25 protein-coding genes and 1 tRNA gene are annotated in these 23,344 nt (G+C 67.4%); 15 read left to right on the top strand and 11 right to left on the bottom strand.

Annotated elements, in window-relative coordinates:
• Positions 1-61 precede the first annotated feature (61 nt).
• Positions 62-877 (bottom strand): bifunctional DNA-formamidopyrimidine glycosylase/DNA-(apurinic or apyrimidinic site) lyase, encoded by an 816-nt coding sequence (gene mutM, locus P4826_RS17435; protein WP_317701616.1) that lies wholly within the window; start codon positions 875-877, stop codon positions 62-64.
• A gap of 31 nt (positions 878-908) precedes the next feature.
• On the opposite strand from mutM, the gene P4826_RS17430 reads away from it, so the two are divergent.
• From P4826_RS17430 to P4826_RS17370, 13 genes are all read left to right on the top strand, one after another.
• Positions 909-2,687: a tetratricopeptide repeat protein gene (locus P4826_RS17430; protein ID WP_317701615.1), complete on the top strand. Its 1,779-nt coding sequence runs from the start codon at positions 909-911 to the stop codon at positions 2,685-2,687.
• 2 nt (positions 2,688-2,689) lie between these two features.
• Positions 2,690-3,196 (top strand): outer membrane lipoprotein LolB, encoded by a 507-nt coding sequence (locus P4826_RS17425; protein ID WP_317703789.1) that lies wholly within the window; start codon positions 2,690-2,692, stop codon positions 3,194-3,196.
• A gap of 15 nt (positions 3,197-3,211) precedes the next feature.
• Positions 3,212-4,078 (top strand): 4-(cytidine 5'-diphospho)-2-C-methyl-D-erythritol kinase, encoded by an 867-nt coding sequence (ispE, locus tag P4826_RS17420; RefSeq protein ID WP_317701614.1) that lies wholly within the window; start codon positions 3,212-3,214, stop codon positions 4,076-4,078.
• Between the two features lie 25 nt (positions 4,079-4,103).
• Positions 4,104-4,180: transfer RNA gene (locus P4826_RS17415), tRNA-Gln, on the top strand.
• A gap of 47 nt (positions 4,181-4,227) precedes the next feature.
• Complete coding sequence (locus tag P4826_RS17410; RefSeq protein WP_317701613.1) at positions 4,228-5,187, top strand: ribose-phosphate pyrophosphokinase; 960 nt, start codon at positions 4,228-4,230, stop codon at positions 5,185-5,187.
• A gap of 97 nt (positions 5,188-5,284) precedes the next feature.
• Positions 5,285-5,908: a 50S ribosomal protein L25/general stress protein Ctc gene (locus P4826_RS17405; RefSeq protein ID WP_317701612.1), complete on the top strand. Its 624-nt coding sequence runs from the start codon at positions 5,285-5,287 to the stop codon at positions 5,906-5,908.
• 99 nt (positions 5,909-6,007) lie between these two features.
• Positions 6,008-6,631, top strand: a complete 624-nt coding sequence (gene pth / locus P4826_RS17400) for an aminoacyl-tRNA hydrolase (protein WP_317701611.1) — start codon at positions 6,008-6,010, stop codon at positions 6,629-6,631.
• 60 nt (positions 6,632-6,691) lie between these two features.
• Positions 6,692-7,654: an ABC transporter permease gene (locus P4826_RS17395; RefSeq protein ID WP_317701610.1), complete on the top strand. Its 963-nt coding sequence runs from the start codon at positions 6,692-6,694 to the stop codon at positions 7,652-7,654.
• The gene (locus tag P4826_RS17390; RefSeq protein WP_317701609.1) at positions 7,651-8,502 is read left to right on the top strand and encodes an ABC transporter permease; all 852 of its coding nucleotides are present in this window, start codon (positions 7,651-7,653) and stop codon (positions 8,500-8,502) included. The genes P4826_RS17395 and P4826_RS17390 overlap by 4 nt, the downstream gene beginning before the upstream one ends.
• Positions 8,499-9,485, top strand: coding sequence for an ABC transporter ATP-binding protein (locus P4826_RS17385; RefSeq protein ID WP_317701608.1), 987 nt, complete (start codon positions 8,499-8,501; stop codon positions 9,483-9,485). Before P4826_RS17390 ends, P4826_RS17385 begins: the two co-directional genes overlap by 4 nt.
• Entirely contained in the window at positions 9,482-10,342 is an 861-nt protein-coding gene (locus P4826_RS17380; RefSeq protein WP_317701607.1) for an ATP-binding cassette domain-containing protein, read from the top strand. Before P4826_RS17385 ends, P4826_RS17380 begins: the two co-directional genes overlap by 4 nt.
• 37 nt (positions 10,343-10,379) lie before the next feature.
• A complete protein-coding gene (locus P4826_RS17375) occupies positions 10,380-11,864 on the top strand; it encodes an ABC transporter substrate-binding protein (RefSeq protein WP_317701606.1) in 1,485 nt (494 codons plus the stop codon).
• 8 nt (positions 11,865-11,872) lie between these two features.
• Positions 11,873-13,273: an amidase gene (locus P4826_RS17370; protein WP_317701605.1), complete on the top strand. Its 1,401-nt coding sequence runs from the start codon at positions 11,873-11,875 to the stop codon at positions 13,271-13,273.
• 58 nt (positions 13,274-13,331) lie between these two features.
• Here P4826_RS17370 and P4826_RS17365 read toward each other — a convergent pair whose 3' ends face one another.
• Positions 13,332-13,976, bottom strand: a complete 645-nt coding sequence (locus P4826_RS17365; protein WP_317701604.1) for a LysE family translocator — start codon at positions 13,974-13,976, stop codon at positions 13,332-13,334.
• A gap of 88 nt (positions 13,977-14,064) precedes the next feature.
• Between P4826_RS17365 and P4826_RS17360 the strand changes: the two genes are divergently transcribed.
• The gene (locus P4826_RS17360) at positions 14,065-14,673 is read left to right on the top strand and encodes a hypothetical protein (RefSeq protein ID WP_317701603.1); all 609 of its coding nucleotides are present in this window, start codon (positions 14,065-14,067) and stop codon (positions 14,671-14,673) included.
• 7 nt (positions 14,674-14,680) lie between these two features.
• Here P4826_RS17360 and P4826_RS17355 read toward each other — a convergent pair whose 3' ends face one another.
• From P4826_RS17355 to nudB, 6 genes are all read right to left on the bottom strand, one after another.
• Positions 14,681-15,562, bottom strand: a complete 882-nt coding sequence (locus P4826_RS17355; RefSeq protein ID WP_317701602.1) for an EamA family transporter — start codon at positions 15,560-15,562, stop codon at positions 14,681-14,683.
• 232 nt (positions 15,563-15,794) lie between these two features.
• Positions 15,795-16,217 carry a BLUF domain-containing protein gene (locus P4826_RS17350; protein ID WP_317701601.1) on the bottom strand — a complete coding sequence of 141 codons (423 nt, stop codon included), beginning with the start codon at positions 16,215-16,217 and terminating at the stop codon, positions 15,795-15,797.
• Between the two features lie 2 nt (positions 16,218-16,219).
• A complete protein-coding gene (gene folE / locus P4826_RS17345) occupies positions 16,220-16,945 on the bottom strand; it encodes a GTP cyclohydrolase I (protein WP_317701600.1) in 726 nt (241 codons plus the stop codon).
• Between the two features lie 97 nt (positions 16,946-17,042).
• Positions 17,043-18,272 (bottom strand): cardiolipin synthase ClsB, encoded by a 1,230-nt coding sequence (clsB, locus tag P4826_RS17340; RefSeq protein WP_317701599.1) that lies wholly within the window; start codon positions 18,270-18,272, stop codon positions 17,043-17,045.
• Positions 18,273-18,281: 9 nt separating this feature from the next.
• Positions 18,282-19,052, bottom strand: coding sequence for an endonuclease/exonuclease/phosphatase family protein (locus P4826_RS17335; RefSeq protein WP_317701598.1), 771 nt, complete (start codon positions 19,050-19,052; stop codon positions 18,282-18,284).
• The gene (gene nudB, locus P4826_RS17330) at positions 19,049-19,504 is read right to left on the bottom strand and encodes a dihydroneopterin triphosphate diphosphatase (protein WP_317701597.1); all 456 of its coding nucleotides are present in this window, start codon (positions 19,502-19,504) and stop codon (positions 19,049-19,051) included. The genes P4826_RS17335 and nudB overlap by 4 nt, the downstream gene beginning before the upstream one ends.
• A gap of 328 nt (positions 19,505-19,832) precedes the next feature.
• Between nudB and P4826_RS17325 the strand changes: the two genes are divergently transcribed.
• Positions 19,833-20,417, top strand: a complete 585-nt coding sequence (locus P4826_RS17325; protein WP_317701596.1) for a chalcone isomerase family protein — start codon at positions 19,833-19,835, stop codon at positions 20,415-20,417.
• Between the two features lie 65 nt (positions 20,418-20,482).
• On the opposite strand, the gene aspS is transcribed toward P4826_RS17325, so the two are convergent.
• From aspS to P4826_RS17310, 3 genes are all read right to left on the bottom strand, one after another.
• Positions 20,483-22,291, bottom strand: coding sequence for an aspartate--tRNA ligase (gene aspS / locus P4826_RS17320; protein WP_317701595.1), 1,809 nt, complete (start codon positions 22,289-22,291; stop codon positions 20,483-20,485).
• Positions 22,292-22,394: 103 nt separating this feature from the next.
• On the bottom strand, positions 22,395-23,018 hold the full coding sequence (locus P4826_RS17315; RefSeq protein ID WP_317701594.1) for a DUF502 domain-containing protein: 624 nt from the start codon (positions 23,016-23,018) through the stop codon (positions 22,395-22,397).
• Between the two features lie 14 nt (positions 23,019-23,032).
• Positions 23,033-23,317 (bottom strand): FmdB family zinc ribbon protein, encoded by a 285-nt coding sequence (locus tag P4826_RS17310; protein ID WP_317701593.1) that lies wholly within the window; start codon positions 23,315-23,317, stop codon positions 23,033-23,035.
• Positions 23,318-23,344 lie beyond the last annotated feature (27 nt).

The raw sequence follows: 23,344 nt of genomic DNA, 5'->3' as shown, positions 1-23,344 counted from the left end.
TCGGGGGCGGGAAGGTGCAATATAGCACCGCGCCCCATGGCCGCAGGCTGTTGGCGACGCCTTAAGGACGCTGGCAACGCGGGCAAAAATAGCTGCTGCGCTGACCCTGGCGCAACATGCGCACAGGGGTTGCGCACAGCCTGCACGGCTGGCCTTCGCGCCCGTAGACATGGGCCTGCAGCTGGAAATGCCCGGCGCTGCCGTCGGCGCTGGAAAAATCCCGCAGCGTGCTGCCGCCCAGCTGCACGGCCTGCGCCAGCACCTCGCGAATGGCGCCATGCAGGCGCCGCGCGCGCTGCGGCCCTATGCTGCTGGCGCGCGTCGTCGGCCGGATGCCGGCCAGGAACAGCACCTCCGACGTATAGATATTGCCCACCCCCACGACCAGCCTGCCCGCCAGCAGCAGCTGCTTGATGGGCATGCGGCTGGCACGCAGCCCGGCATGAAAGGCGGCGAAGTCAAAGTCTTCGCCCAGGGGCTCCACTCCCAGGCCCGCGAGCAGCTTGCGCGCATGCGGATGCTCTTCGCTCGCGGCCCAGACCACCGCGCCAAAGCGGCGCGGGTCATGCAGCCGCAGGGTGCCGCGATCGGTCTCCATGTCGAAATGGTCGTGCGGCCCCCGCTGCGGCAGGCCGCTTGCAAAGCGCAGGCTGCCCGACATGCCCAGGTGGATCAGCAACAGCCCGTCCTGCAGATCCAGCAGCAGATACTTGCCGCGCCGGCGCACCGCCACAACGCGCTGCCCCACCAGGGCCTGCGGCTCCACCCCCAGGGGCCAGCGCAGCGGCTTGCCCAACACCAGCGCAGCTATCGTTGCCCCCGCAATCGCGTCGGCAAAACTGCGCCTTGTGACCTCGACCTCGGGTAGCTCAGGCATGCTTGTTGGCGTTCAAAAAAGTCCCAGACCCATGGATTATTATGGGCCGATGGAGCTACTACAGCGTTTCAGGTTTGCCGCCTTCGTTCTTGCGACCGCGGCAGCCACATGGCCGGCACTGGCCCAGACCCAGGCCCACGCCACGCCAGAATCCGAAGAAGAGGACAGCGACGACGCCAACGCCGCCCTCACGGCAGAGCTGTTTTACGAGCTGCTGCTCGGTGAGATGACGGCCAGCTCGGGCGACCCCGGCACGGGCTACAACCTGATACTGGACGCTGCCCGGCGCAGCCGCGATGGCCGGCTGTACCGCCGCGCCACCGAGATCGCGCTGCAGGCACGCTCGGGCGAATCTGCCCTGGCCGCGGCCCGTGCCTGGCAACAGGCGCTGCCGCAGTCGCGCGAGGCCAATCGCTACCTGCTGCGCATCCTGGTGGCACTCAACCGCATAGGCGAAAGTGCCGCGCCATTGCGCCAGGAGCTGGCCAACGCCCCGACGCGCGACCGGATCGCCAACATCCGCGCCCTGCCCCTGCTGTATGCGCGCGCCAGCGACAAGGCGCTGGCCGCACGCGTGGTGCGCCAGGCCCTGGAGGACGAGCTGAGTCATCCAGCCGCCGGGCCGGCCGCCTGGGTCGCCATCGGGCGCATGTATTTCGCCGCGGATGACAAGGCCCGCACACTGGAGGCCACCGGCAATGCGCTGGCACTGGACGCCAACGACGAAGGCGCGGCCATGCTGGCGCTGCAGCTGATGGAGGCCGGCGTCGCAGAGGCCGAGCCCCTGCTGTCGCGCTACCTGACAGGCAAACCCCTGCCCGAGGTGCGCCTGGCCTATGCGCGCATGCTGCTCGAGTCGCAGCGCCTGAGCGACGCCCAGGCCCAGGTCCAGGCCGTCACGCGCGAGCATCCCGACATGGCCGAGGCCTGGCTCATCCAGGCCACGCTGGATCTGCAGACCGGCCGCCTGGCCGAGGCCGAGTCTGCCGTGCAGCAGTTCACCAGGCTGCAGGACGGGCTGCCAGCCAGCGAGCAACGCAAACACGCCCTGACCCAGTCCTACCTGCTGCAGGCCCAGATCGCCGAAAAGCGCGGCAACTTTGCGCTTGCCGAAAGCTGGCTGAACCGCATCGAGGATGCGGCCGAGCGCCTGCCCGTGCAGGGCCGGCGCGCCACGCTGCTGGCGCGCCAGGGCCGCCTGGCCGAGGCGCGCGCCCTGATCCGCGCCACGCCCGCCAAGGGCGCCGACGACGAGCGCCTGAAGCTGCAGGCCGAGGTGCAGCTGCTGCGCGAAGTGGGCGAGTACCAGCAGGCCTATGAACTGCAGGCCAAGGTTGTGGCCATGGCGCCGCAGGACAACGACCTGGTTTATGACCAGGCCATGCTGGCCGACAAGGCCGGCAAGCCCCAGGAGATGGAGCGGCTGCTGCGCAGCATCATCGCGCGCAAGCCGGACTACCACCATGCACTCAACGCCCTTGGGTTTTCGCTTGCCGATCGCGGCGTGCGACTGCAGGAAGCCAGGACGCTGATCATGAAGGCCCTGGAATACGCACCCGAAGATCCCTTCATCACCGACAGCCTGGGCTGGGTGGAGTTTCGCCTGGGCAACCGCAAGGAGGCGCTGGCCATTCTGGAGCGCGCCTTCAAGAGACAGCAGGACGTGGAGATCGCCGCCCACCTGGGCGAGGTGCTGTGGAGCCTGGGCCAGCGCGAGCGCGCCCTGGCCATCTGGCGCGAGGGTCTGCGCATCAACCAGGACAACAGCACGCTCAAGGACACGCTCAAGCGCCTGGGAGCGCAGCCTTGACCTTGCCAGGAGCCGTCAGCGAACGCCCGCAACGCGGCCGGCTGCTGCTCGCCGCACTGGGCGCCGCACTGCTCGGCGCCTGCGCCCAGCCGCCCCGCCCTGCCAGCGGCGCGGCCGACCACTGGAGCGGGCGCCTGGCCCTGCAGATCGAGGACGCCAGCGCACAGTCATTCAGCGCCGGCTTTGAACTCCAGGGCAGTCCCGATGCGGGAGCGCTGACCCTGTTCAACCCGCTGGGCAACATCATCGCCGAGCTGCAATGGACGCCTGGTCGCGCCATTCTCAACAATGGCGGCGAGCAACGGCAATCCGCCTCGCTGCAGACCCTGGTGCAGGCGCTGACGGGCAGCGAACTGCCCATCGCCGCGCTGTTTGGCTGGCTCAAGGGCGAACCAGTGCAGGCTGCCGGCTGGCAGGCGGACTTGAGCGCACTGGACAAGGGCCGCCTGACCGCCACGCGCCACCAGCCCGCGCCGCAGGCCGTGCTGCGCGTGATCCTGAGTCTTTGAACACCTGCCCTCCGCATGCAAGCCCTGTACGACGTGCCGGCACCGGCCAAGCTGAATCTGTTTCTGCACATCACCGGCAGGCGGCCCGATGGCTATCACCTGCTGCAATCGGTGTTCATGCTCATCGACTGGTGCGACACCCTGCATTTCGATTTGCGCCAGGACGGCGGCGTCACGCGCGAGGACCTCACACAACCCCTGCCGCCTGACGACTTGGTGCTGCGCGCGGCACGCGCGCTACAGGCTGCCACCGGCTGCCGCCTGGGCGCGCATATCGGCGTGCACAAACGCGTGCCGGCCCAGGCCGGGCTGGGCGGCGGCTCGTCGGACGCGGCCAGCACGCTGCTGGCACTCAACCGCCTGTGGAAGCTGCAACTGCCGCGCAGCCAGTTGCAGGCCATAGGCCTGACGCTGGGCGCGGACGTGCCCTTCTTTCTGTGCGGCGGCAACGCCTGGGTGGAGGGTATAGGCGACATCATTGCCCCCCTTGAACTGGAGCACGCCTTGCCAGGCGCGCGCTTCGCAGTCGTCAAGCCCGCGGCCGGGCTGGAGACCAAGGCCATTTTTTCGCATCCACTGCTAAAACGCGATTGCGCTTCTGCTACAATTCAAGGCTTTGCTGCAGCACACTACCAGTTTGGTAGCAACGCCTTGCAGCCGGTAGCGCAAACTCTGTGCCCCGAGATTGGCCAGGCCATTGACTGGCTGGCATCCAAGGGCTTACAAGGGCGCATGACCGGTTCTGGAAGCGCGGTGTTTGCACCAATTGCACAGTCGGTTGATTTGCAGGACGCGCCGCCAACATGGCAAGTCAAAATGTGCAATAATATGCGGCTTCATCCGTTGACGGAATGGGCTTCAGATGGAGAGATCAAGGGTTGATTGCCCCACGGCAATCGACCTGTGTAGGGGAGTAGCCAAGTCGGTTAAGGCACCGGATTTTGATTCCGGCATGCGAGGGTTCGAATCCTTCCTCCCCTGCCAAAACCCATTGCCCGCGCTGGATATTCATTCAGACTGCTGAGTCACTCATGCAAACCAACTCCCAAGATTTCGTGGTGTTCACGGGCAACGCCAATTCCGCTTTGGCCGCCGAAATCGCCAAGCACCTCGGCACCACATTGGGTGCTGTCGATGTCGGGCGTTTTTCCGACGGTGAGGTCACGGTCGAGATCAAGCAAAGCGTGCGCGCACGCGATGTTTTCGTGGTCCAGCCGACCTGCGCGCCGACCAACGAAAACCTGATGGAGCTGCTGATCATGGTCGATGCGCTCAAGCGCGCCTCGGCCGAACGCATCACCGCCGTGATTCCCTATTTTGGCTATGCCCGCCAGGACCGCCGTCCGCGCTCCACGCGCGTGCCCATCTCGGCCAAGGTGGTGGCCAACATGCTGCAGGCCGTGGGCGTGGCCCGGGTGCTGACCATGGACTTGCACGCCGACCAGATCCAGGGTTTCTTCGACATTCCCGTGGACAACATCTACGCCTCGCCGGTGCTGCTGGGCGACCTGAACCAGAAGAAGTACGAGAACCTGATGGTCGTCAGCCCCGACGTCGGTGGCGTGGTGCGCGCGCGCGCGCTGGCCAAGCAGCTTGGCTGCGACCTGGCCATCATCGACAAGCGCCGCCCCAAGGCGAATGTGTCCGAGGTCATGCATGTCATCGGCGACATCGAAGGCCGCAACTGCGTGATCATGGACGACATGATCGACACCGCCGGCACGCTGGTGAAAGCGGCCGAGGTGCTCAAGGAACGCGGCGCCAACAACGTGTACGCCTATTGCACGCACCCCATCTTCTCCGGCCCGGCCATCGATCGCATCACCAACGGCGCGGCGCTGGACGAGGTGGTCGTCACCAACACCATCCCCTTGAGCGACAACGCCAAGGGGTGCAGCAAGATTCGCCAGCTCTCCGTGGCGCCGCTGATCGCCGAGACGATTCAGCGCATTTCCACGGGCGAGTCGGTATCGAGCCTGTTCTCGGACTGATCCGGGAACACCAAGCAGGCCTCATGTCCGTCGGGCATGGGGTCTTTTTCAACAGTGGGCCCGCTGGTCGCGGCTGGCCCCATCAGGAGTTAGCAACATGCAATTCGTCGCTTTTGAGCGCGCCAAGCAAGGTACGGGTGCGAGCCGCCGTCTGCGCATTTCCGGCAAGGCCCCCGGCATCGTCTACGGTGGCGCCGCCGAACCCCAGATGATCGAGATCGATCACAACGCCCTGTGGCACGCCCTGAAGAAGGAAGCCTTCCACTCCAGCATCCTGGACATGGAACTCAACGGCCAGACCAGCAAGGTGCTGCTGCGTGACGTGCAGTACCACCCCTTCAAGCAGCAGGTGCTGCATGTGGACTTCCAGCGCGTGGACGAGAAGACCCGCGTGCACCTGAAGGTGCCGCTGCACTACGAAGGCCTGGAAGGCTCGCAGGCCGTGAAGGTTGAAGGCTGCACCGTCACCCAGTTGATCCACGAAGTGGACGTGATGTGCATGCCCTCGCAGCTGCCCGAGTTCCTGACCGTGGACCTGAGCGCTCTGACCTCCAAGTCGGTTCTGGGCCTGCAATCGCTGAAGGTGCCCCATGGCGTGCAGCTGGTGGTGCGTGGCTCGAACAAGAACCCCGCCCTGGTGTCCATCAAGCTGCCCGAAGTGGTGGTCGAAGCGGCCGCCGCCGCACCGGCAGCGGCTCCCGCCAAGAAGGGCAAGAAGTAATCACTTCTTGCGCACCGCCTGCAGTGCAGGCGGCTGGCTTGCACAACGGCCCACCTCGCGTGGGCCGTTGGCATTTGTGGGCACCAGATAATCGCAGCCATGATCAAACTGTTTGTGGGCCTGGGCAACCCTGGCCCGGAATACGAGGCCACGCGCCACAACGCCGGCTTTTGGTGGATAGATGCACTGGCGCGCGAGCTGAAGCTGACGCTGGTGCCCGAGCGCGCCTACCACGGCCTGATGGCGCGCACCAGCATCGCCGGCCACAGCGTCTGGCTGCTGCAGCCGCAGACCTTCATGAACCTGTCGGGCAAGTCGGTGGCGGCGCTGGCGCGCTTCTTCAAGATCCAGCCCGAGGAGATCCTCGTCGTCCATGACGAGCTGGACTTGTCACCCGGCCAGGCCAAGCTCAAGCGCGGCGGCAGCCACGCCGGCCACAACGGCCTGCGCGACATCCACGCCCAGCTGGGCAGCAGCGACTACTGGCGCCTGCGCATCGGCATAGGCCACCCGGGCGTCAAGGGCGAGGTGATCCACTGGGTGCTGAAAAAGCCCGCGCCCGATCAACGCCAGCTGATCGAGGACAGCATCGCCCATTCGCTCAAGGCCTACCCCACCATGCTGGCCGGCGACATGGACAAGGCCACGCTGCTGGTGCACACCACCAAGCCGCCGCGCCCCAAGCCACCCCGGCCCTCCGCCGCACCCGACGGCGCCGTTTAACTATGTTTTTCATAGCTACAAGCGCATGATAGACGGGCCCTGCAGCCACATTTCCATCATATGACCTGGTTCGTCCTGCAACGCCTGCTGACCCTGATCGCCACGCTGTTGGGCGCCTCGGCCGTGGTCTTCTGGGTGCTGGAGGTGCTGCCCGGCAACGCCGCCCAGGTGCTGCTGGGCCCCGACGCCGCGCCCGAGGCCGTGGCCGCCCTGGCCGCGCAACTGGGGCTGGATCAGCCGGCCCTCACGCGTTACGGCCAGTGGATCGCCGGCCTGCTGACCGGCAGCCTGGGCGAGAGCCACGCCTACGGCGCGCCGGTGTTCGATCTCATCGTCGAGCGCCTGCAGCTGACCATTCCGCTGGCCCTGCTGGCCATGGCCATCACCTGCGCCCTGGCCCTGGCCGCCGGCCTGTACGCGGCCGCGCGCCACGGCCGCCTGGGCGACTGGGGCGTGATGGGCCTGGCGCAGATCGGCATTGCCATTCCCAACTTCTGGTTCGCCATCCTGCTGATCCTGCTGTTCTCGGTGCAGCTGCAGTGGTTCTCGGCCGGCGGCTTTCCGGGCTGGACCGAAGAGGCCGGCGGCGGCGTGCTGCCGGCGCTGCAGGCCCTGCTGCTGCCGGCCGTGGCGCTGGCGGTGGTGCAGGCGGCGATCCTGGCGCGCATCACGCGCTCGGCCGTGCTCGACGTGCTGCGCGAGGACTTCGTGCGCACCGCGCGCGCCAAGGGCCTGTCCCGGCGCGCGGCCCTGTGGCGCCATGTGCTGCGCAACGCCATGATCCCCGTGGTCACGGTGATGGGCCTGCAGTTCGCCAACCTGCTGGCCGGCACCATCGTGGTCGAGAACGTGTTCTACCTGCCCGGCCTGGGGCGGCTGATCTTCCAGTCGATTGCCAACCGCGACCTGGTGGTGGTGCGCAACTGCGTGATGCTGCTGGCGGCCATGGTGGTGCTGGTCAACTTCGTCGTCGATCTGCTCTACGCGGCCATAGACCCGCGCGTGAAGGTTCACGGACTGTGAGCACCGCCCTCCTGCCCGGCTTCTGGCACCGCGCGCTGCGTCAGCGCAGCTTCGTGATCGGCGCGCTGCTGACGGCGCTGCTGCTGGCCGCCGCCGCCCTGTCCCTGGTCTGGACGCCCTGGCCGCCCTACGACATGGCCATGGACGCAACCCTGCAGCCGCCCGGCGCCGCGCACTGGCTGGGCACCGACGCCTACGGCCGCGACATCACCTCGCTGCTGCTGGTGGGCGCGCGCAGCTCCATCCTGGTCGGCGTGATCGCCGTGGGCATAGGCCTGTCACTGGGCGCGGCGCTGGGCCTGCTGTCGGCCGCGCGCGGCGGCTGGGTGGAGGAGGCCATCATGCGCCTGGCAGACTTCACCTTTGCCTTTCCAGCCCTGCTGCTGGCCATCATGCTCACGGCCGTGTTCGGCCCGGGCATCGTCAACGCCATCATCGCCATCGGCATCTTCTACATACCGACGTTCGCGCGCGTCACGCGCGCCTCGGCCCGGGCCGTCTGGGCGCGCGACTACATATTGGCGGCGCGCGCCTGCGGCAAGGGGCCGTGGCGCATCACGCTCGAGCATGTGCTGCCCAACATCGCCTCGGTGCTGATCGTGCAGGCCACGATCCAGTTCGCGCTGGCCATCCTCGCCGAGGCGGCACTTTCGTACCTGGGCCTGGGCACGCAGCCGCCCCAGCCGTCCTGGGGGCGCATGCTGGCCGAGGCCCAGACGCTGATGTTTCAGGCGCCGCTGCTGGCCTTGTGGCCGGGTGTGGCGATTGCGCTGGCCGTGCTCGGCCTGAACCTGCTGGGCGACGGCCTGCGCGACCTGCTGGACCCGCGCCTGGCGCGACAAAGATGATGGCCAGCGCAACACCACTGCTAGAGGTGCAAAACCTCGCCATCACCCTGCAAACACAGCGCGGCGCGGTGCGCGCCGTGCATGACCTGGGTTTCACGCTGGCGCGCGGCGAGACCGTGGGGCTGATAGGCGAATCGGGCTGCGGCAAATCCCTCACCGCACTGGCCCTGATGGGCCTGCTGCCCGATGGCGCCAGCGTGCGGGGCAGCATCCGCTTTGACGGCCAGGAGCTGCTGGCCATGCCCGACAAGACGCTGTGCCAGCTGCGCGGCAACCGCATGGCCATGGTGTTTCAGGAGCCGATGAGCGCGCTCAACCCCGTGCACAGCATTGGCCGCCAGGTGGCGGAGCCGCTGCGCCTGCACCAGGGCCTGTCGGCCAGGCAGGCGCGCACCCAGGCCATGGAGCTGCTGGAGCGCGTGGGCATTGCCCGGGCGGCCGAGCGCCTGGACGCCTACCCGCACCAGTTCTCGGGCGGGCAGCGCCAGCGCATCACCATCGCCATGGCGCTGGCCTGCGGGCCCGACCTACTCATCGCCGACGAGCCCACGACAGCGCTGGACGTGACCGTGCAGCGCCAGATCCTGGAGCTGCTCGCCGGCCTGGTGGCCGAGCGCGGCATGGCACTGATATTGATCTCGCACGACCTGGGCGTGATCGCGCAGAGCGTGGCGCGCACGCTGGTGATGTACGGCGGCACCGTCGTCGAGTCCGGCCCCACGCGCGCCGTTTTTGGCGCAATGGCCCACCCCTACACCCAGGGCCTGTTCGCCGCCCGTCCCCGGCTGGGCACGGCGCGCGTGGCCGGCGAGCGCCTGCCGACCATCGCCGGCAGCGTGCCCGATCTGGCCGACCTGCCCGCGGGCTGCCCGTTTGCCGGGCGCTGCCCGCGCACCCTGGACGCTTGCCACGCCGCCCTGCCCCCGGCCGTGGCCCTGGGCGCGGGCCATGAGGCGCGCTGCATACGCCTGGGGGAGCCATGAGCACCACAAAATCAATAGCTGTTGGCGCAATATCCACGCGCGCTACAGGCCAAAATGACTCAAATAGTCCGCTGCTGCGCGTGCAAGACCTGCGGCGCGACTACCCGCTGCCGCGCACCAGTCTGCTAGGGCCGCGCCCCCAGGTGCACGCGCTGCGCGGCGTGAGCCTTGACATCCACGCCGGGCGCAGCCTGGGCGTGGTGGGCGAGTCGGGCTCGGGCAAGTCCACGCTGGCGCGGCTGGTGATGGCGCTCGACACGCCCAGCGCCGGCAGCGTGGAGCTGCTGGGCCGCGACCTGCACCGCCTGACCGCGTGCGAACTGCGTGCCGCGCGGCGCGACCTGCAGATGGTGTTTCAGGACCCCTACGGCTCGCTGGACCCGCGCCAGACGGTGGAGACCATAGTCACCGAGCCGCTGCAGGCGCTGGCCAACGCCACAAAGGCCGAGCTGCGCGAGCGCGCCGCCGAGGTGCTGGCCCAGGTCGGCCTGCGCGCGGGCGACGCGCACAAGTACCCGCATGAATTTTCCGGCGGCCAGCGCCAGCGCATCGCCATCGCCCGCGCCCTGATCACGCGCCCGCGCCTGATCGTCGCCGACGAGCCGGTGAGCGCGCTCGACGTCTCGGTGCAGGCCCAGGTATTGAATTTGCTGCAGGATCTGCAGGAGCGCCATGGCGTGAGCTATCTGCTGATCAGCCACGACCTGGCGGTGGTGCAGCAGCTGTGCGACGAAGTGCTGGTGCTGTACCAGGGCCAGGTAGTGGAGCGCGGCGCGCCCCAGGCGCTGTTCACCCAGCCGCGGCACCCCTATACCCAGGCCCTGGTGGCGGCCGTGCCGCGCATGGACTTGCTGTAGTACAAAGAGCCGCCCTTCAATCAAGGAGATTGCCCACATGTTCACCCGCCGCACCGCCCTCGCCTCCGGCGCCCTGGCCGCGCTGGCCACGCCGCTGCCGGCACTGGCCCAGGGCCGCAAGGACAGCGTCACCCTGGCGCTGGTGCTGGAGCCACCGGGGCTCGATCCCACGGCCGGCGCGGCCTCATCGATCGCCGAGGTCACGCTCTACAACCTCTACGAGACGCTGACCAAGATCCGCCCCGACGGCAGCGTCGCGCCCCTGCTGGCCGAGAGCTGGGAGGTCTCGCCCGACCTGAAGAGCTACACCTTCCGCCTGCGCCGTGACGCCCGCTTTCACAACGGCGCGCCGTGCAACGCGGCGGCCGTCAAGTTCTCCTTCGACCGCGCCGGTGGCGACAAGAGCACCAACAAGGACAAGCGCCTGTTCGCCGGCCTGTCCACCCAGGTGGTGGACGAGCACACGCTGGTGCTGCTCAACCGGGAGATAGAGCCCGACCTGCTGTTCCTGCTGGGCCAGGCCACGGCCATCATCGTCGAGCCCAAGAGCGCCGACAGCAACTCCACCAAGCCCGTGGGCACCGGCCCCTACCAGCTGGCCGACTGGCGCCGCGGCGCCTCGCTCACGCTCACCGCCTGGCGCGAGTGGCGCCAGGCCGCGCAGATCAAGATGCGCCGCGCCACCTTCCGCTTCATCCCCGACCCGGCGGCCCAGGTGGCGGCGCTGCTGGCCGGCGACGTGGATGCCTTCCCGCGCGTCACGCCGCGCGCCATGGCGCCGTTCAAGGCCAACCCGCGCTTTCAGCTCATCGTCAGCGGCTCGCGCGCCAAGACCATCCTGGCCATCAACAACGCGAGAAAGCCCTTGAGCGACCGGCGCGTGCGCAGCGCCATCGCCGCGGCCATAGACCGCAAGGCCGTCATCCAGGGCGCGGCCGACGGCCTGGGCGTTCCGATCGGCAGCCACTATGTGCCGGGCGCCTTCGGCTATGTGGACACGACGGGCATCAACCCCTACGACCCAGACAAGGCCAGGCGCCTGCTGGTCGAAGCCGGCGTGAAGACGCCTTTGGCACTCACCATGACCCTGCCGCCCGCGCCCTATGCGCGCCAGGGCGGCGAGGTCATCGCCGCGCAGCTGGCCAGGGTGGGCATCAACCTCCAATTGCAGAACGTGGAATGGGCGCAGTGGCTGTCGGGCACCTATGGCAGCAAGAACTACGACCTGACGCTGATCTCGCATGTCGAGCCCTTCGACCTGGGCAACTACGCCAAGCCCGACTACTACTGGGGCTACCAGTCGGTGCCCTTCAACGCCCTGTACGAGCAGATCAAGAACGCCGCGCGCGCCACCGACCGCGCACGCCTGCTGGCCGAAGCCCAGCGCCTGCTGGCCGAGGACGCGGTGCACGCCTTTCTGTACCAGCCGCAGTGGGTGACGGTGGCGAACAAGAACCTGCGCGGGCTGTGGAAGGACATGCCGGTCTTCGTCAACGACCTGTCGGCGCTGTCGTGGGCATGAGGACCGGCATGAGCGCGCTGCACGAACTGTCCGCCGCCCAGCTGCTGGCCGGCTACCGCCAACGCCAGTTCTCGCCCGTGGAGGTGGCGCGTGATGTGCTGGAGCACATCACCCGCTGGGAGCCGCACCTGGCCGCCACCTGGCTGCTGCGCCCCGAGGCCGCCCTGGCCCAGGCGCGCGCCAGCGAGGCACGCTGGCTGCGCGGCGCGCCCTGTGGCCTGCTGGACGGCGTGCCCGCCACGCTCAAGGACAACATCGCCACCGCCGGCGACCCCACGCCGCTGGGCACGGCCGCCGTGCCCCTGGTGCCGGCCAGCGCCGACGCCCCACCCGCCGCGCGGCTGCGCGAAGCCGGGGCCGTGCTGATCGCCAAGACCACCATGCCCGACTACGGCATGCTGTCCTCGGGACTGTCGAGCTTTCACGCGCTGGCGCGCAACCCCTGGGATTTGAGCAAGGGCCCAGGCGGATCGAGCGCCGGCGCGGGCGCCGCCGCCGCCGCGGGCTACGGCCCGCTGCATGTGGGCACCGACATTGGCGGCTCCATCCGCCTGCCGGCCAGCTGGTGCGGCATCTTTGGCCTGAAACCCAGCCTGGGCCGCGTCCCCATAGACCCACCCTACACCGGCCGCGCCGCCGGCCCGATGACGCGCACCGTGCAGGACGCGGCGCTGATGATGCAGGTGCTGAGCAGGCCTGACGCGCGCGACAGCATGAGCCTGCCACCGCAGGACATCGATTGGCTGCGGCTGGCGCCCGGCCTGGAACGCCTGCGCGGCCTGCGCCTGGGCCTGCTGCTGGACGCCGGCTGCGGCCTGGGCCTGGACGACGAGGTGCGCGCCGCCGTGGCGGCCGCAGCCCGGCTGTTCGAGCAGGCCGGCGCCATCGTCGAGCCCATGCGCCCCTTTCTCACGCGCCAGATGCTCGACGGCATGGACCATTTCTGGCGCATGCGCTCGCTCATCGATATGCGCCAGCTCGCGCCCGGGCAGCTGGACAAGGTGCTGCCCTTCATCCGCCAGTGGGCCGAGAGCGCCGCTGCCTTCGATGGCGCGCAGGTGTTCGAGGCCGGCGCGCAGTTCCACGCCACGCGCCTGGCCACGGTGCGCGCCTGCGCGCCGTTCGACTATGTGCTCTCGCCCGTGGCACCCATCACCGCCTTTGCCGCCGAGCTGCCCGCGCCCACCAACGACCCGCTGCAGCCGCTGGAGCACATCGCCTTCACCGTGCCCTTCAACATGTCGGAGCAGCCGGCCGCCTCCATCCACTGCGGCTACAGCGCCACCGGCCTGCCCATAGGCCTGCAGATCGCCGGGCAGCGCTTTGACGACCTGGGCGTGCTGCAGATCGCCCACGCCTTCGAGCAACTGCGCGGGCCGCAGCGGCCCTGGCCGCAGCCGCCAGAATGAGCATTAAAACAGGCTACAGCGCTTATCCATCAAGCGCTGACAGCTATCAAATCAGGAATCAACGCTGGGCCGTGGCCAGCCGCAGCGCCAGGCCCAGAAACACCAGGCCGGCCACACGGTTGAGCAGCCGCTGCGCCCTTGCCGAGCGCTGCAGCAGCGCGCCAAACGCCCCCGAGAAGCAGGCAATGGCGCCAAACACCAGCAGCGTCGCCAGCATGAACACCAGGCCCAGCAGCATGATCTGGCGCGCCATGCCGCCTTGCGCCGGGTCGGCAAACTGCGGCAGAAAGGCCAGGAAGAACACCAGCACCTTGGGATTCGTCAGGTTCATCACCACGCCGCGCCCCACCATGCGCAGGGCGCCGCCGTTGCCGCCGGCCGCCGCAGCGCCGCCGGGTGGCGCCTCGTGCACGCTGGCCGGCGCCCGCAGCGCGCCCCAGGCCAGCCAGGCCAGGTAGGCCGCGCCCACGACCTTGAGCACCGTGAACGCCATGCCGGAGGCTGCAAACACCGCCGCCAGCCCCAGGGCCACGGCCGCCGTGTGCCCCACCAGGCCCAGGCACAGGCCCAACACCACACACATGCCGGCACGCCAGCCGCGTTGCGCCGACTGCAGCAGCACGAAGATGTTGTCCGGCCCCGGGGTGAGGGCCAGCAGCACGGACACGCCAAAGAAGGCGATCAGGGTTTCGATGGAAGGCATGGGTGCCATTGTGCTGCGCCTGCCACGGCAGCCAACACCGGACGGGCGACAATCACCCCCTTTCGCCCGCTTTCACTTCAGTTTGCCCATGGATTTCTTTCTTCTGCTGGCCCTGGGCGCCACCGGCGCCTATGTGCTCAACCACCAGCAGCAGCGCCGGCGCATCGCCCTGCTCGCCCGGCACCTGCATCCCTACCAGATCGAGCGCCTGATGGAGCAGCTCACCCAGGGCTATCTGCGCGCCATGGGCGAGCAAGGCGACGAGCGCCGCCAGCAGGTGCTGAGCCTGCTGGCCGAGAGCGAGACGCAGCTGGTCGAGCAGTTCGAGCGCTTCGTGGACGACTTTCGCCGCGTGCCCACGGCACTGGCGCGCGTCAGCCGCCTGCCGCTGGGCCTGCCCTTTGCCACCCAGCTGTTGCCCGCCGCCACGTTCGACATGCGCGAGCTGCTGGCCATCCACGCCGCCGGCATGGGCCGCGCCCTGCGCAACGAGGGCAATCTGGCAGCGCGCGAGCGCGCCTTCACGATGACGGCCGAGCTGCTGCTGATGCAGCACAGCTGCCACTGGTTCTGCAAGTCCAAGACCGTTGCCTCGGCGCGCATGCTGGCGCGCCACCAGACGCCACACGCCCAGCTGCTGGCCTCGGTCTCGCCCGAGACAAGGCGCAGCTATCTGGCCTTGACCGGGCCGGTGTAAACCCGGGTCAACCCAGCGCCAGCGCCACCACGCCGCAGGCAATCAGCAGCGCCCCGGCGATGCGCGCGGCGCGGTCGCCCTCGCCCAGCAGATGGCCGCCCAGCAGGGCCGCGAACAACATGGAGACCTCGCGCGCCGGCGCCACATGGGACAGGGGCGCGCTCTGCATGGCAAACAGCACCAGCACATAAGCCACGGGGCTAACTGCGGCCACCAGCAGCGCAAAGCGCCACTGCGCGGCCCACAGCGGCGCCAGCTCGGCGGGTTTGCGCAGCGCCACGGGCGCCAGCACCAGCACGCGCACGAAGTTACCCATGTAGTCCACCAGAATGGGAGACAGCAGCATGACCTTCACCGCATAGCCATCGACCACCGTGTAGCTGGCGATGAACAGGCCGGTGAGCACGCCGTACTGCATGCCCTTCCTGACAAGCCGGCGCGCCTGCTCGTCCCGCCCGGCGCGCAGCAGGCCGGGCCCGCCGGCAATCAGGAACACCCCGGCCACCACACCGGCTATGCCCAGCACGGCGGTCAGCGACAGCCGCTCGCCCAGCAGCGTGACGGCCACCAGCGCCGTCACCAGCGGCCCGGTGCCGCGCGCCAGCGGGTAGACCACCGTCAGATCGGCCTTGCGATAGCCGCGCAACAGCACCACGTAATACAGCACATGCAGCACGCCGCTCAGGGCGACGATGGCCCATTCGCGCGCGCCCCACAGCGGCACGGCCGAGCGCCCCAGCCACCAGCCCAGTGGCGCCCAGACCAGCATCATCAGCACGGCGGTAAAGAAGGCAAAGCGCGCATCGCCACCGGCCTTCTTGGCGGCGATGTTCCACACGGCATGGATCAGTCCGGCGAGGATGATCAGGGCAAAGGCGTTGAGCGACATGCAAACGCAAGAAACCGCAGCGCCTTGCGGCCGGCTGCGGCGTTCAGTATGTGATTTGTCTCAGTTATAGATGATGCCGTGCGCTGCCCGCGGCCCATGAAACTGGCGCAACCCGAGCCAGGGCCGCCGCGCAAGGGCCGCCCCGCCGCGCTGGCGGCGTCCCCCTTCCCGTAGCGCGCAGCGCGTAGAGAGAAGGGGGAGGCGGCGCAAGCCGCTCAGGGGGTTGCACACCTCAAGCCCGGCCGATGATGCTGGCCGTGGCCATCAGCTCCTCGAGCAGCGCGAACGACACCTTGCCCGAGGACATATAGGGGTCGAACTCGGGCTTCTCGGAGTACTTGAGCACGATGGAATGGTTGAGCTTGGCCAGGTTCACATGGCCCATGGTCCAGCCGCCGAATCGGCGCTCGCAGATTTCCTCGAAGGCCAGCAGCTCCACGTCCTTGTGGCGCGCATCGCGCTGGATATGGCCGTAGAGCTCGCTCACCGCGGAGCGCCCGCCCTCTATGGCCTGCAGGAAGATGCCGCCGCCATAGCACAGCACGCCGGTAATGCCGGTGGCCGGGTTGTGTTGGCGCGATTGCGTGAGGATGGCCTCGATGGCCGCGGGCGAGGTGTCCACCGCGCGGCTGACGTAGAGCAGGCGAACCAGCATGGTCAGTTCCTTCCGGGTATCAGCGCCAGAAATTCGCGGCGCAGCGTGGAGTTGGTGAGGAAGACGCCGCGCATCACCGAGTTGAGCATCTTGCTGTCCATCTCGCGCACGCCGCGCCAGGACATGCAGAAGTGGCTGGCCTCCATGACGATGGCCAGGCCGTCGGGCTGGGTCTTCTCCATGATCAGGTCGGCCAGTTGCACCACGGCCTCCTCCTGGATCTGCGGCCGGCCCATGACCCAGTCCACCAGGCGCGCGTACTTGGACAGGCCGATGACGTTGGTGTGCTCGTTGGGCAGCACGCCGATCCAGATCTTGCCGATCACGGGGCAGAAGTGGTGGCTGCAGGCGCTGCGCACGGTGATCGGGCCGACGATCATCAGCTCGTTCAAATGCTCGGCGTTTGGAAACTCGGTGATCGCCGGCGGATGCACGTAGCGGCCCTTGAAGACCTCGTTCAAATACATCTTGGCGACGCGGCGCGCGGTGTTCTGCGTGTTGTGGTCACCGGCCGTGTCTATGACCATGCTGTCGAGCACGCCCTGCATCTTGGCCTCGACCTCGTCGAGCAGCTGTTCGAGCTCGCCCGGCCGTATGAACTCGGCGATATTGTCGTTGGCATGAAAGCGCCGGCGCGCCGCGGCCAGGCGCTCGCGGATCTTGACGGAAACGGGCAGGCCCTCGTCCGGTGTGCTGGCGTTGCTGGGTGCTACAGGTTCTGAAGACATGGCGGCATGGTAACAGCGAATGCTGATCACAGTTTTATGCTTGATTTATGCCCCTAACGCTTATCCAACAAGCGCTGGCAGCTATGTAAACAATAGCTCAATAGCGATTGCCCGTAACCCACAGCGCCGCGCGCATCAGGCCGAAGGCGACGCGGTCGAGCACCCGCTCGCGCCAAGGGCGGGCCGCGTACTCGTGCGGATCAAGCGGCCGCCCGCCCGCGTCGCGCGCGCGCACCAGGCGCGCATGCAGCTGCTGGGCAAAGGCCGCGTCGCGCACCACCACGTTGGCCTCACGCGCCAGCAGCAGCGACAGCGGATCCAGGTTGCTCGAACCCACCGTGGCCCAGGCGCGCCGGCCCTGCGCGTCCACCACGGCCACCTTGGCGTGCAGGAAGCTGGACTCGTATTCGTAGATCTCCACGCCCGCGGCCAGCAGCGCGCCGTAGACGGGGCGCGCGGCGTGGTATTGCATGAAATATTCGTAGCGCCCCTGCAGCAGCAGCTGCACGCGCACGCCACGGCGCGCGGCCAATATCAGGGCCCGGCGCAGCTTGCCGCCGGGCATGAAGTAGGCGTTGGCGATGATCACCTCGCGCCGCGCCTGGGCGATGGCGCGCAGGTAGGCGCGCTCTATGCTGGTGCGGTGCAACACGTTGTCGCGCAACAGCAGGGCGGCACGCATGCCGCGGCGCTGGCTTTGTGCGCGCTTGATGGCCAGGCGCGCCGCGCTGGCCGCTCGCATGTCGGCCAGCGCCAGCGACAGGCGGCGGTGGCGCACATCACTCACAGCGCGCATGCGCCACCACAACTGCTCCATGGTGTCGCTGGCATGCTGCACCAGGCTGCCCACGGCGCGCACGGCAAAGTCAAAGCGCGGCGCGGCCAACGGCCCGTGGTTGGGGTCGTAAAAGTCGTCCAGCACATTGATGCCACCGCAGAACAGCACGCAGCCGTCGATCACGCACAGCTTGCGGTGCAGGCGCCGCCAGCGCCTGGGCAGCAGCAGGCCCAGCGGCCCCAGCGGTGAATACACCTCGATGCGCACGCCGGCCGAGCGCAATCGCGTGCGCCAGGGCTCGGGCAGACGGCCCGTGCCCACGCCATCGACCACCAGGTGCACGCGCACGCCACGCGCGGCGGCGCGCATCAGCGCCTCGGCCACGTCGGCGCCCGTGCCGGTGCAATCAAAGATATAGGTCTCGAACTGGATGTCGGACAGGGCCGCATCCATCTCGGTGATCAGGGCCGGAAAGAACTCCCGCGCCCCTTCGAGCAGCTGGATCTGGTGGTCTGTGGCTGGCTTGGTCGGGCGCGTCGGGGTGACCATAGGGTGCGGTCAGAGCCGGAATTCGGCGATCAGCGGCAGGTGGTCCGACATGCGCCACCAGATGCGTCCGCGCGGTACCTGCAGGCCCAGCGGCGTGAGGCCACGCACATAGACATGATCGAGCTGCACGATGGGCAGGCGCGCCGGGTAGGTGAAGGTGCGGGCCGCATCGTCGTACTCGTGCAGGCCAAAACCCGCCAGCATGCGCTTGATCTGCAGGCCCCAGTCGTTGAAGTCGCCGGCCACGACCAGCGGGGCGCCGGCGGGCACTTCGCGCTCGATGAAGCGCTGCAGCTGGGCCACCTGGCGCACGCGGCTGCCCGGAATCAGCCCCAGGTGCACGACGATGGCATGCACGCGCCGGCCCTGCACCTCCACCTCGACATGCAACAGCCCGCGCTGCTCGAAGCGGTGGTCGGAAATATCTTCGTGCTGATGGCCAATCACCGGCCAGCGCGACAGCAGCGCGTTGCCATGCTCGCCATGGCGTGTCCAGGCATTGGTGCGATAGACCGCGTCATACCCTTCGGGCGCCAGGTACTCGGCCTGCGGCACGCGCGGCCAGCGCCGAAAGTACGCCGCCTCTTTGTGGTTGAGCCGGCGCACCTCCTGCAGGCAGACGATGTCGGCATCGAGCTGCTCCACCGCCAGGCCCAGGTTGTGGATCTCCAGCCGGCGCGCAGGGCCCAGGCCCTGCACACCCTTGTGGATGTTGTAGGTGGCCACGCGCAGGATGCCGGAATACTCGGCAGGCAGTTCTGAAATGGCAAAAGCAGTCATCGTGCAGCAAATCGGGGCAGCCAGAGTATGGCCTCGGCATTCGAGGGCGAGAAACAGCGATCCGCCGCCGCGCGCCAATTCAGCCAAGCATATGCCGTATGTTCGCGCGGATTCAAGACCACCGGTGTGCCCTGCGGTACCTGCAGGCCAAAGACATGCTCGGTGTTCCGCCACACGCCAGGGGCGTAGCGGTGCTGCCACTGCGGGTAAATGGCGTAAACATTCTCCAGCCCCCAGTCGCGCAGCCGGCAGCCGGGGGCGCCGGCGTCAATGCCTGTCTCCTCCCGCACCTCGCGCGCGGCCGTGGTGGTGAGGGCTTCATCCGGCCTGTCCTTGCTGCCGGTGACGGACTGCCAGAAATCCTCGGCCGCATCGGCGCGGCGGATCAGCAGCACCTGCAGGTCGGGGGTGTGGATGACCACCAACACCGACTCGGGGATTTTGTATGCCATGGTTGTGGTGGCGAATCTGAATCGTTCGCCTCAGCACCCGCAGTGGATAACAGCCGTGGCCTGCAGGAGTCTTGCCAAACCATGGGTCGGCGCACCGGAGGGCACTCTCGGCAGGCGCGCCAGCACAAATGCAGCCGGATGCCGCAGCCTCTGCACCGACTCGCCTGCCACGCCAAGGACGGAGCACCAATGGAGTAGCGGCCACGCAACCAGTGGGGCTGTCACGCCTCCAGCGGCAAATCGCCCAGTACAAACCCTGAAAGTACTTGCCATAGAATTCGGCACAATTTGTTTCATAAGTGAACAGTCGTTCTTTTCAGAGTCAGTCATGCGCAAAACATTGCAAATCCTCTGTCTACTTGGCTCCCTGTGCTGGGGAGCCCCGGCCTGGTCGGCCGTCGCGATTGCCGGCGTGCAGGTGCAGGAGACGGCCATCGTCGCCGGGTCGGAGCTCCGGCTGAATGGCGCGGGAATCCGATTCAAAGGCCCTTTCAAGGTTTATGTCGGCAGCCTTTACGCCAGCAAGCCAATCAAATCACTCGATGAGCTGATTGCTGCCCCAGGCCCCAAGCGCCTCAGCATGACGTTTATGCGGGAGGTCAAGTCGTCGGATTTTGGCAAGATGTTGACGCAAGGGATTGAAGACAACGTCAGCCGGCAGGAATTTCCCCAGATCATCCCGGGTATGGTGAAGATCAGTGAATATTTTGCACTGCATCAATCGTTCTCCCCCGGCGACGTGTGTTCCGTCGAGTGGGATCCTGCAAAGGGCCTGAGCATCTGGGTCAAAGGCAGGCAGCAAGGCGAACCTTCCAGGGATGCGGCTTTTTTCCGCGCCCTGATGTCGATCTGGCTTGGCCCTGCCCCCGCCGACTGGAAACTCAAGGAGGCCCTGCTCGGCGGGTCGCCATGATGCAAAAAGGGCGCCCGTTTGAGGCGCCCTTTTGATCCGGCGGGCAACACGGCCCACGGCAATGCTCAGCCTACGACCGCCGGGTTACGCAGGCGGATATGCAGCTCGCGCAGCTGCTTCTCATCCACCGGCGACGGCGCCTGGGTCAGCAGATCCTGCGCACGCTGGGTCTTGGGGAAGGCGATCACGTCGCGGATGGATTCGGCGCCGGTCATCAGCGTGATCAAACGATCCAGGCCAAAGGCCAGGCCGCCATGCGGGGGCGCGCCGTACTGCAGGGCGTCGAGCAGGTAGCCGAACTTGGCGCGCTGATCCTCGGGGGTGATATGCAGGGCGGCGAATACCTTGGCCTGCACCTCGGCGCGGTGGATACGCACCGAGCCGCCGCCCAGCTCCCAGCCGTTCAGCACCATGTCGTAAGCCTTGGCGATGCACTTGGCCGGGTCGGTGTCCATCAGGTCTTCGTGACCGTCCTTGGGGGCGGTGAAGGGGTGGTGCACGGCCACCCAGCGGTTGTCTTCCTCGTCGTGCTCGAACATGGGGAAGTCCACCACCCACAGCGGTGCCCATCGATCCTCGAACAGGCCGTGCTTCTTGCCGAATTCGCTGTGGCCAATTTTCAGGCGCAGCGCGCCGATGGCGTCATTGACGATCTTTGCCTTGTCGGCGCCGAAGAAGATCAGGTCGCCGTCCTGCGCGCCGCTGCGCTTGAGAACCTCGGCCAGGGCGGCGTCGTGGATGTTCTTGACGATGGGCGACTGCAGGCCATCACGGCCCTTGGCCAGCTCATTCACACGGATGTAGGCCAGGCCCTTGGCACCGTAGATCTTCACGAACTCGGTGTACTGGTCGATCTCGCCGCGGCTGATGCCGCCGTTCTCGACGGAACCATGGGGCACGCGCAGCGCCACCACGCGGCCGCCCACCATGTTGGCAGCGCCGGAGAAGACCTTGAAGTCCACGTCCCTCATCACGTCGGTGAGTTCGGTGAACTCAAGCTTGACGCGCAGGTCGGGCTTGTCGGAGCCAAAACGTGCCATGGCCTCCTGGTAGGCCATGATGGGGAACTCGCCCAGATCGACATTCAGCTGCGTCTGGAACACTTCCTTGATCATCTGCTGGAAGATGGCGCGGATCTCTTCTTCGCCCAGGAAGGAAGTCTCACAGTCGATCTGCGTGAACTCGGGCTGGCGGTCGGCGCGCAGGTCTTCGTCGCGGAAGCACTTGGTGATCTGGTAGTAGCGGTCGTAGCCGGCCACCATCAGCATCTGCTTGTACAGCTGGGGCGACTGCGGCAGGGCGAAGAACTGGCCGTCGTGCACGCGGCTCGGGACCAGGTAGTCGCGCGCGCCCTCGGGCGTGCTCTTGCCCAGCATGGGAGTTTCGATGTCGATGAAGCCCAGCTTGTCGAGGTAGTTGCGCACCTGGATGGCCGTTTTGTAGCGCAGCATCAGATTCTTCTGCATGGCCGGGCGGCGCAGGTCCATCACGCGGTGCGTCAGGCGCGTGGTCTCCGACAGGTTGTCGTCGTCCATCTGGAAGGGCGGCGTGACAGAGGCGTTGAGCACCGTCAGCTCGTGGCACAGCACCTCGATCTGGCCGCTTTTGAGCTTGTCGTTGGTGGTGCCGGCGGGACGCGCGCGCACCAGGCCCACGACGCGCACGCAAAACTCGCCGCGCACATCCTCGGCCACCTTGAACATCTCGGCGCGATCCGGGTCGCAGACCACCTGTACATAGCCTTCGCGGTCGCGCAGGTCGATGAAGATCACGCCGCCATGGTCGCGGCGGCGGTTCACCCAGCCGCACAGGCTGACGGTTTGGCCCAGGAGGGCTTCGGTCACAAGACCGCAGTATTCAGAGCGCATGGCCATGATGGGTTCAGCTTCCTGCGCCCTCGTGGGGCGCTTGTGTTGGGTTGTCTTTCTGCGCGCCGCCGATGAACGGGCACCCGGGAGCGCGCAACCTTGGTTTGTCTTACTTCGCAGCTTCCAGCGCTACCGGATCGGGCGGGGCCACCACACCCATGGAGACGATGTATTTCAGCGCCGCGTCAATGCTCATGTCCAGCTCCACGCAGTCGCTCTTGCGCATGAGCACGAAGTAGCCGCTGGTCGGGTTGGGCGTGGTGGGCACATAGACACTGACGAATTCATCGCGCAGATAGCCTGCCACCTCGCCGCTGGGCTGGCCGGTGATGAAGGCCACCGTCCACACGCCATCGCGCGGCCACTGCACCAGCACGGCGGTGCGAAAGGCGTTGCCGCTCTCGGAAAACAGCGTGTCCGACACCTGCTTGACGCTGGAGTAGATGGAGCGCACCACCGGTATGCGCGTCACCAGACTGTCGCCCAGCGACACCAGCTTGCGCCCGGCGAAGTTGCTGGCAAAGGCGCCCACGATGAGCAGGATGGCCAGCGTGAGCAGCACGCCAAAGCCGGGAATGTGAAAGCCCAGCAACCGATCCGGGTGCCAGGCCCCGGGCAGGATGGTCAGCGTCTGATCGAGCGTGCTCACTATCCAGGTCAGCACCCAGGCGGTGATGACGCCGGGCACGATGACCAGCAGGCCCGTGAACAGCCATTTGCGCAGTGCAGCCATGAAGATGTTCAGCCTTATGCGTCAGAACTGGCTGGAGCGCTTGCTGGTGCAGCGCTAACAGCTTCTTTTTTAGGAGCATCCGGAGCTGCTGGAGGGGCCGCCGCAGTGCCACCGGCGCCGCCGCGGAAGTCGGTCACATACCAGCCCGAGCCCTTGAGCTGAAAGCCGGCGGCCGTCAGCTGCTTGGTGAAGGTCTGCGCGCCGCAGGCGGGGCAGTCGGTCAGGGGCGCATCGGACATCTTTTGCAGCACGTCCTTGGCATGGCCACAGGTGCCGCATTGGTAGGCGTAAATAGGCATTGCGAAGTAGCGCGAAAAATGTGCAAA

This window comes from Diaphorobacter limosus (assembly GCF_033100095.1).
GTDB classification, from domain to species: Bacteria; Pseudomonadota; Gammaproteobacteria; order Burkholderiales; family Burkholderiaceae_C; genus Alicycliphilus; species Alicycliphilus limosus.
This window is presented reverse-complemented; position numbering and strand designations above follow the sequence as displayed.

Bases quoted from the DNA above. Each gene is read 5' to 3' on its own strand.
- mutM (WP_317701616.1), bottom strand. From the start codon at position 877: ATGCCTGAGCTACCCGAGGTCGAGGTCACAAGGCGCAGTTTTGCCGAC.
- P4826_RS17430 (WP_317701615.1), top strand. From the start codon at position 909: ATGGATTATTATGGGCCGATGGAGCTACTACAGCGTTTCAGGTTTGCC.
- ispE (WP_317701614.1), top strand. From the start codon at position 3,212: ATGCAAGCCCTGTACGACGTGCCGGCACCGGCCAAGCTGAATCTGTTT.
- P4826_RS17410 (WP_317701613.1), top strand. From the start codon at position 4,228: ATGCAAACCAACTCCCAAGATTTCGTGGTGTTCACGGGCAACGCCAAT.
- P4826_RS17405 (WP_317701612.1), top strand. From the start codon at position 5,285: ATGCAATTCGTCGCTTTTGAGCGCGCCAAGCAAGGTACGGGTGCGAGC.
- pth (WP_317701611.1), top strand. From the start codon at position 6,008: ATGATCAAACTGTTTGTGGGCCTGGGCAACCCTGGCCCGGAATACGAG.
- P4826_RS17395 (WP_317701610.1), top strand. From the start codon at position 6,692: ATGACCTGGTTCGTCCTGCAACGCCTGCTGACCCTGATCGCCACGCTG.
- P4826_RS17385 (WP_317701608.1), top strand. From the start codon at position 8,499: ATGATGGCCAGCGCAACACCACTGCTAGAGGTGCAAAACCTCGCCATC.
- P4826_RS17380 (WP_317701607.1), top strand. From the start codon at position 9,482: ATGAGCACCACAAAATCAATAGCTGTTGGCGCAATATCCACGCGCGCT.
- P4826_RS17375 (WP_317701606.1), top strand. From the start codon at position 10,380: ATGTTCACCCGCCGCACCGCCCTCGCCTCCGGCGCCCTGGCCGCGCTG.
- P4826_RS17370 (WP_317701605.1), top strand. From the start codon at position 11,873: ATGAGCGCGCTGCACGAACTGTCCGCCGCCCAGCTGCTGGCCGGCTAC.
- P4826_RS17365 (WP_317701604.1), bottom strand. From the start codon at position 13,976: ATGCCTTCCATCGAAACCCTGATCGCCTTCTTTGGCGTGTCCGTGCTG.
- P4826_RS17360 (WP_317701603.1), top strand. From the start codon at position 14,065: ATGGATTTCTTTCTTCTGCTGGCCCTGGGCGCCACCGGCGCCTATGTG.
- P4826_RS17355 (WP_317701602.1), bottom strand. From the start codon at position 15,562: ATGTCGCTCAACGCCTTTGCCCTGATCATCCTCGCCGGACTGATCCAT.
- P4826_RS17350 (WP_317701601.1), bottom strand. From the start codon at position 16,217: ATGCTGGTTCGCCTGCTCTACGTCAGCCGCGCGGTGGACACCTCGCCC.
- folE (WP_317701600.1), bottom strand. From the start codon at position 16,945: ATGTCTTCAGAACCTGTAGCACCCAGCAACGCCAGCACACCGGACGAG.
- clsB (WP_317701599.1), bottom strand. From the start codon at position 18,272: ATGGTCACCCCGACGCGCCCGACCAAGCCAGCCACAGACCACCAGATC.
- P4826_RS17335 (WP_317701598.1), bottom strand. From the start codon at position 19,052: ATGACTGCTTTTGCCATTTCAGAACTGCCTGCCGAGTATTCCGGCATC.
- nudB (WP_317701597.1), bottom strand. From the start codon at position 19,504: ATGGCATACAAAATCCCCGAGTCGGTGTTGGTGGTCATCCACACCCCC.
- P4826_RS17325 (WP_317701596.1), top strand. From the start codon at position 19,833: ATGCGCAAAACATTGCAAATCCTCTGTCTACTTGGCTCCCTGTGCTGG.
- aspS (WP_317701595.1), bottom strand. From the start codon at position 22,291: ATGGCCATGCGCTCTGAATACTGCGGTCTTGTGACCGAAGCCCTCCTG.
- P4826_RS17315 (WP_317701594.1), bottom strand. From the start codon at position 23,018: ATGGCTGCACTGCGCAAATGGCTGTTCACGGGCCTGCTGGTCATCGTG.
- P4826_RS17310 (WP_317701593.1), bottom strand. From the start codon at position 23,317: ATGCCTATTTACGCCTACCAATGCGGCACCTGTGGCCATGCCAAGGAC.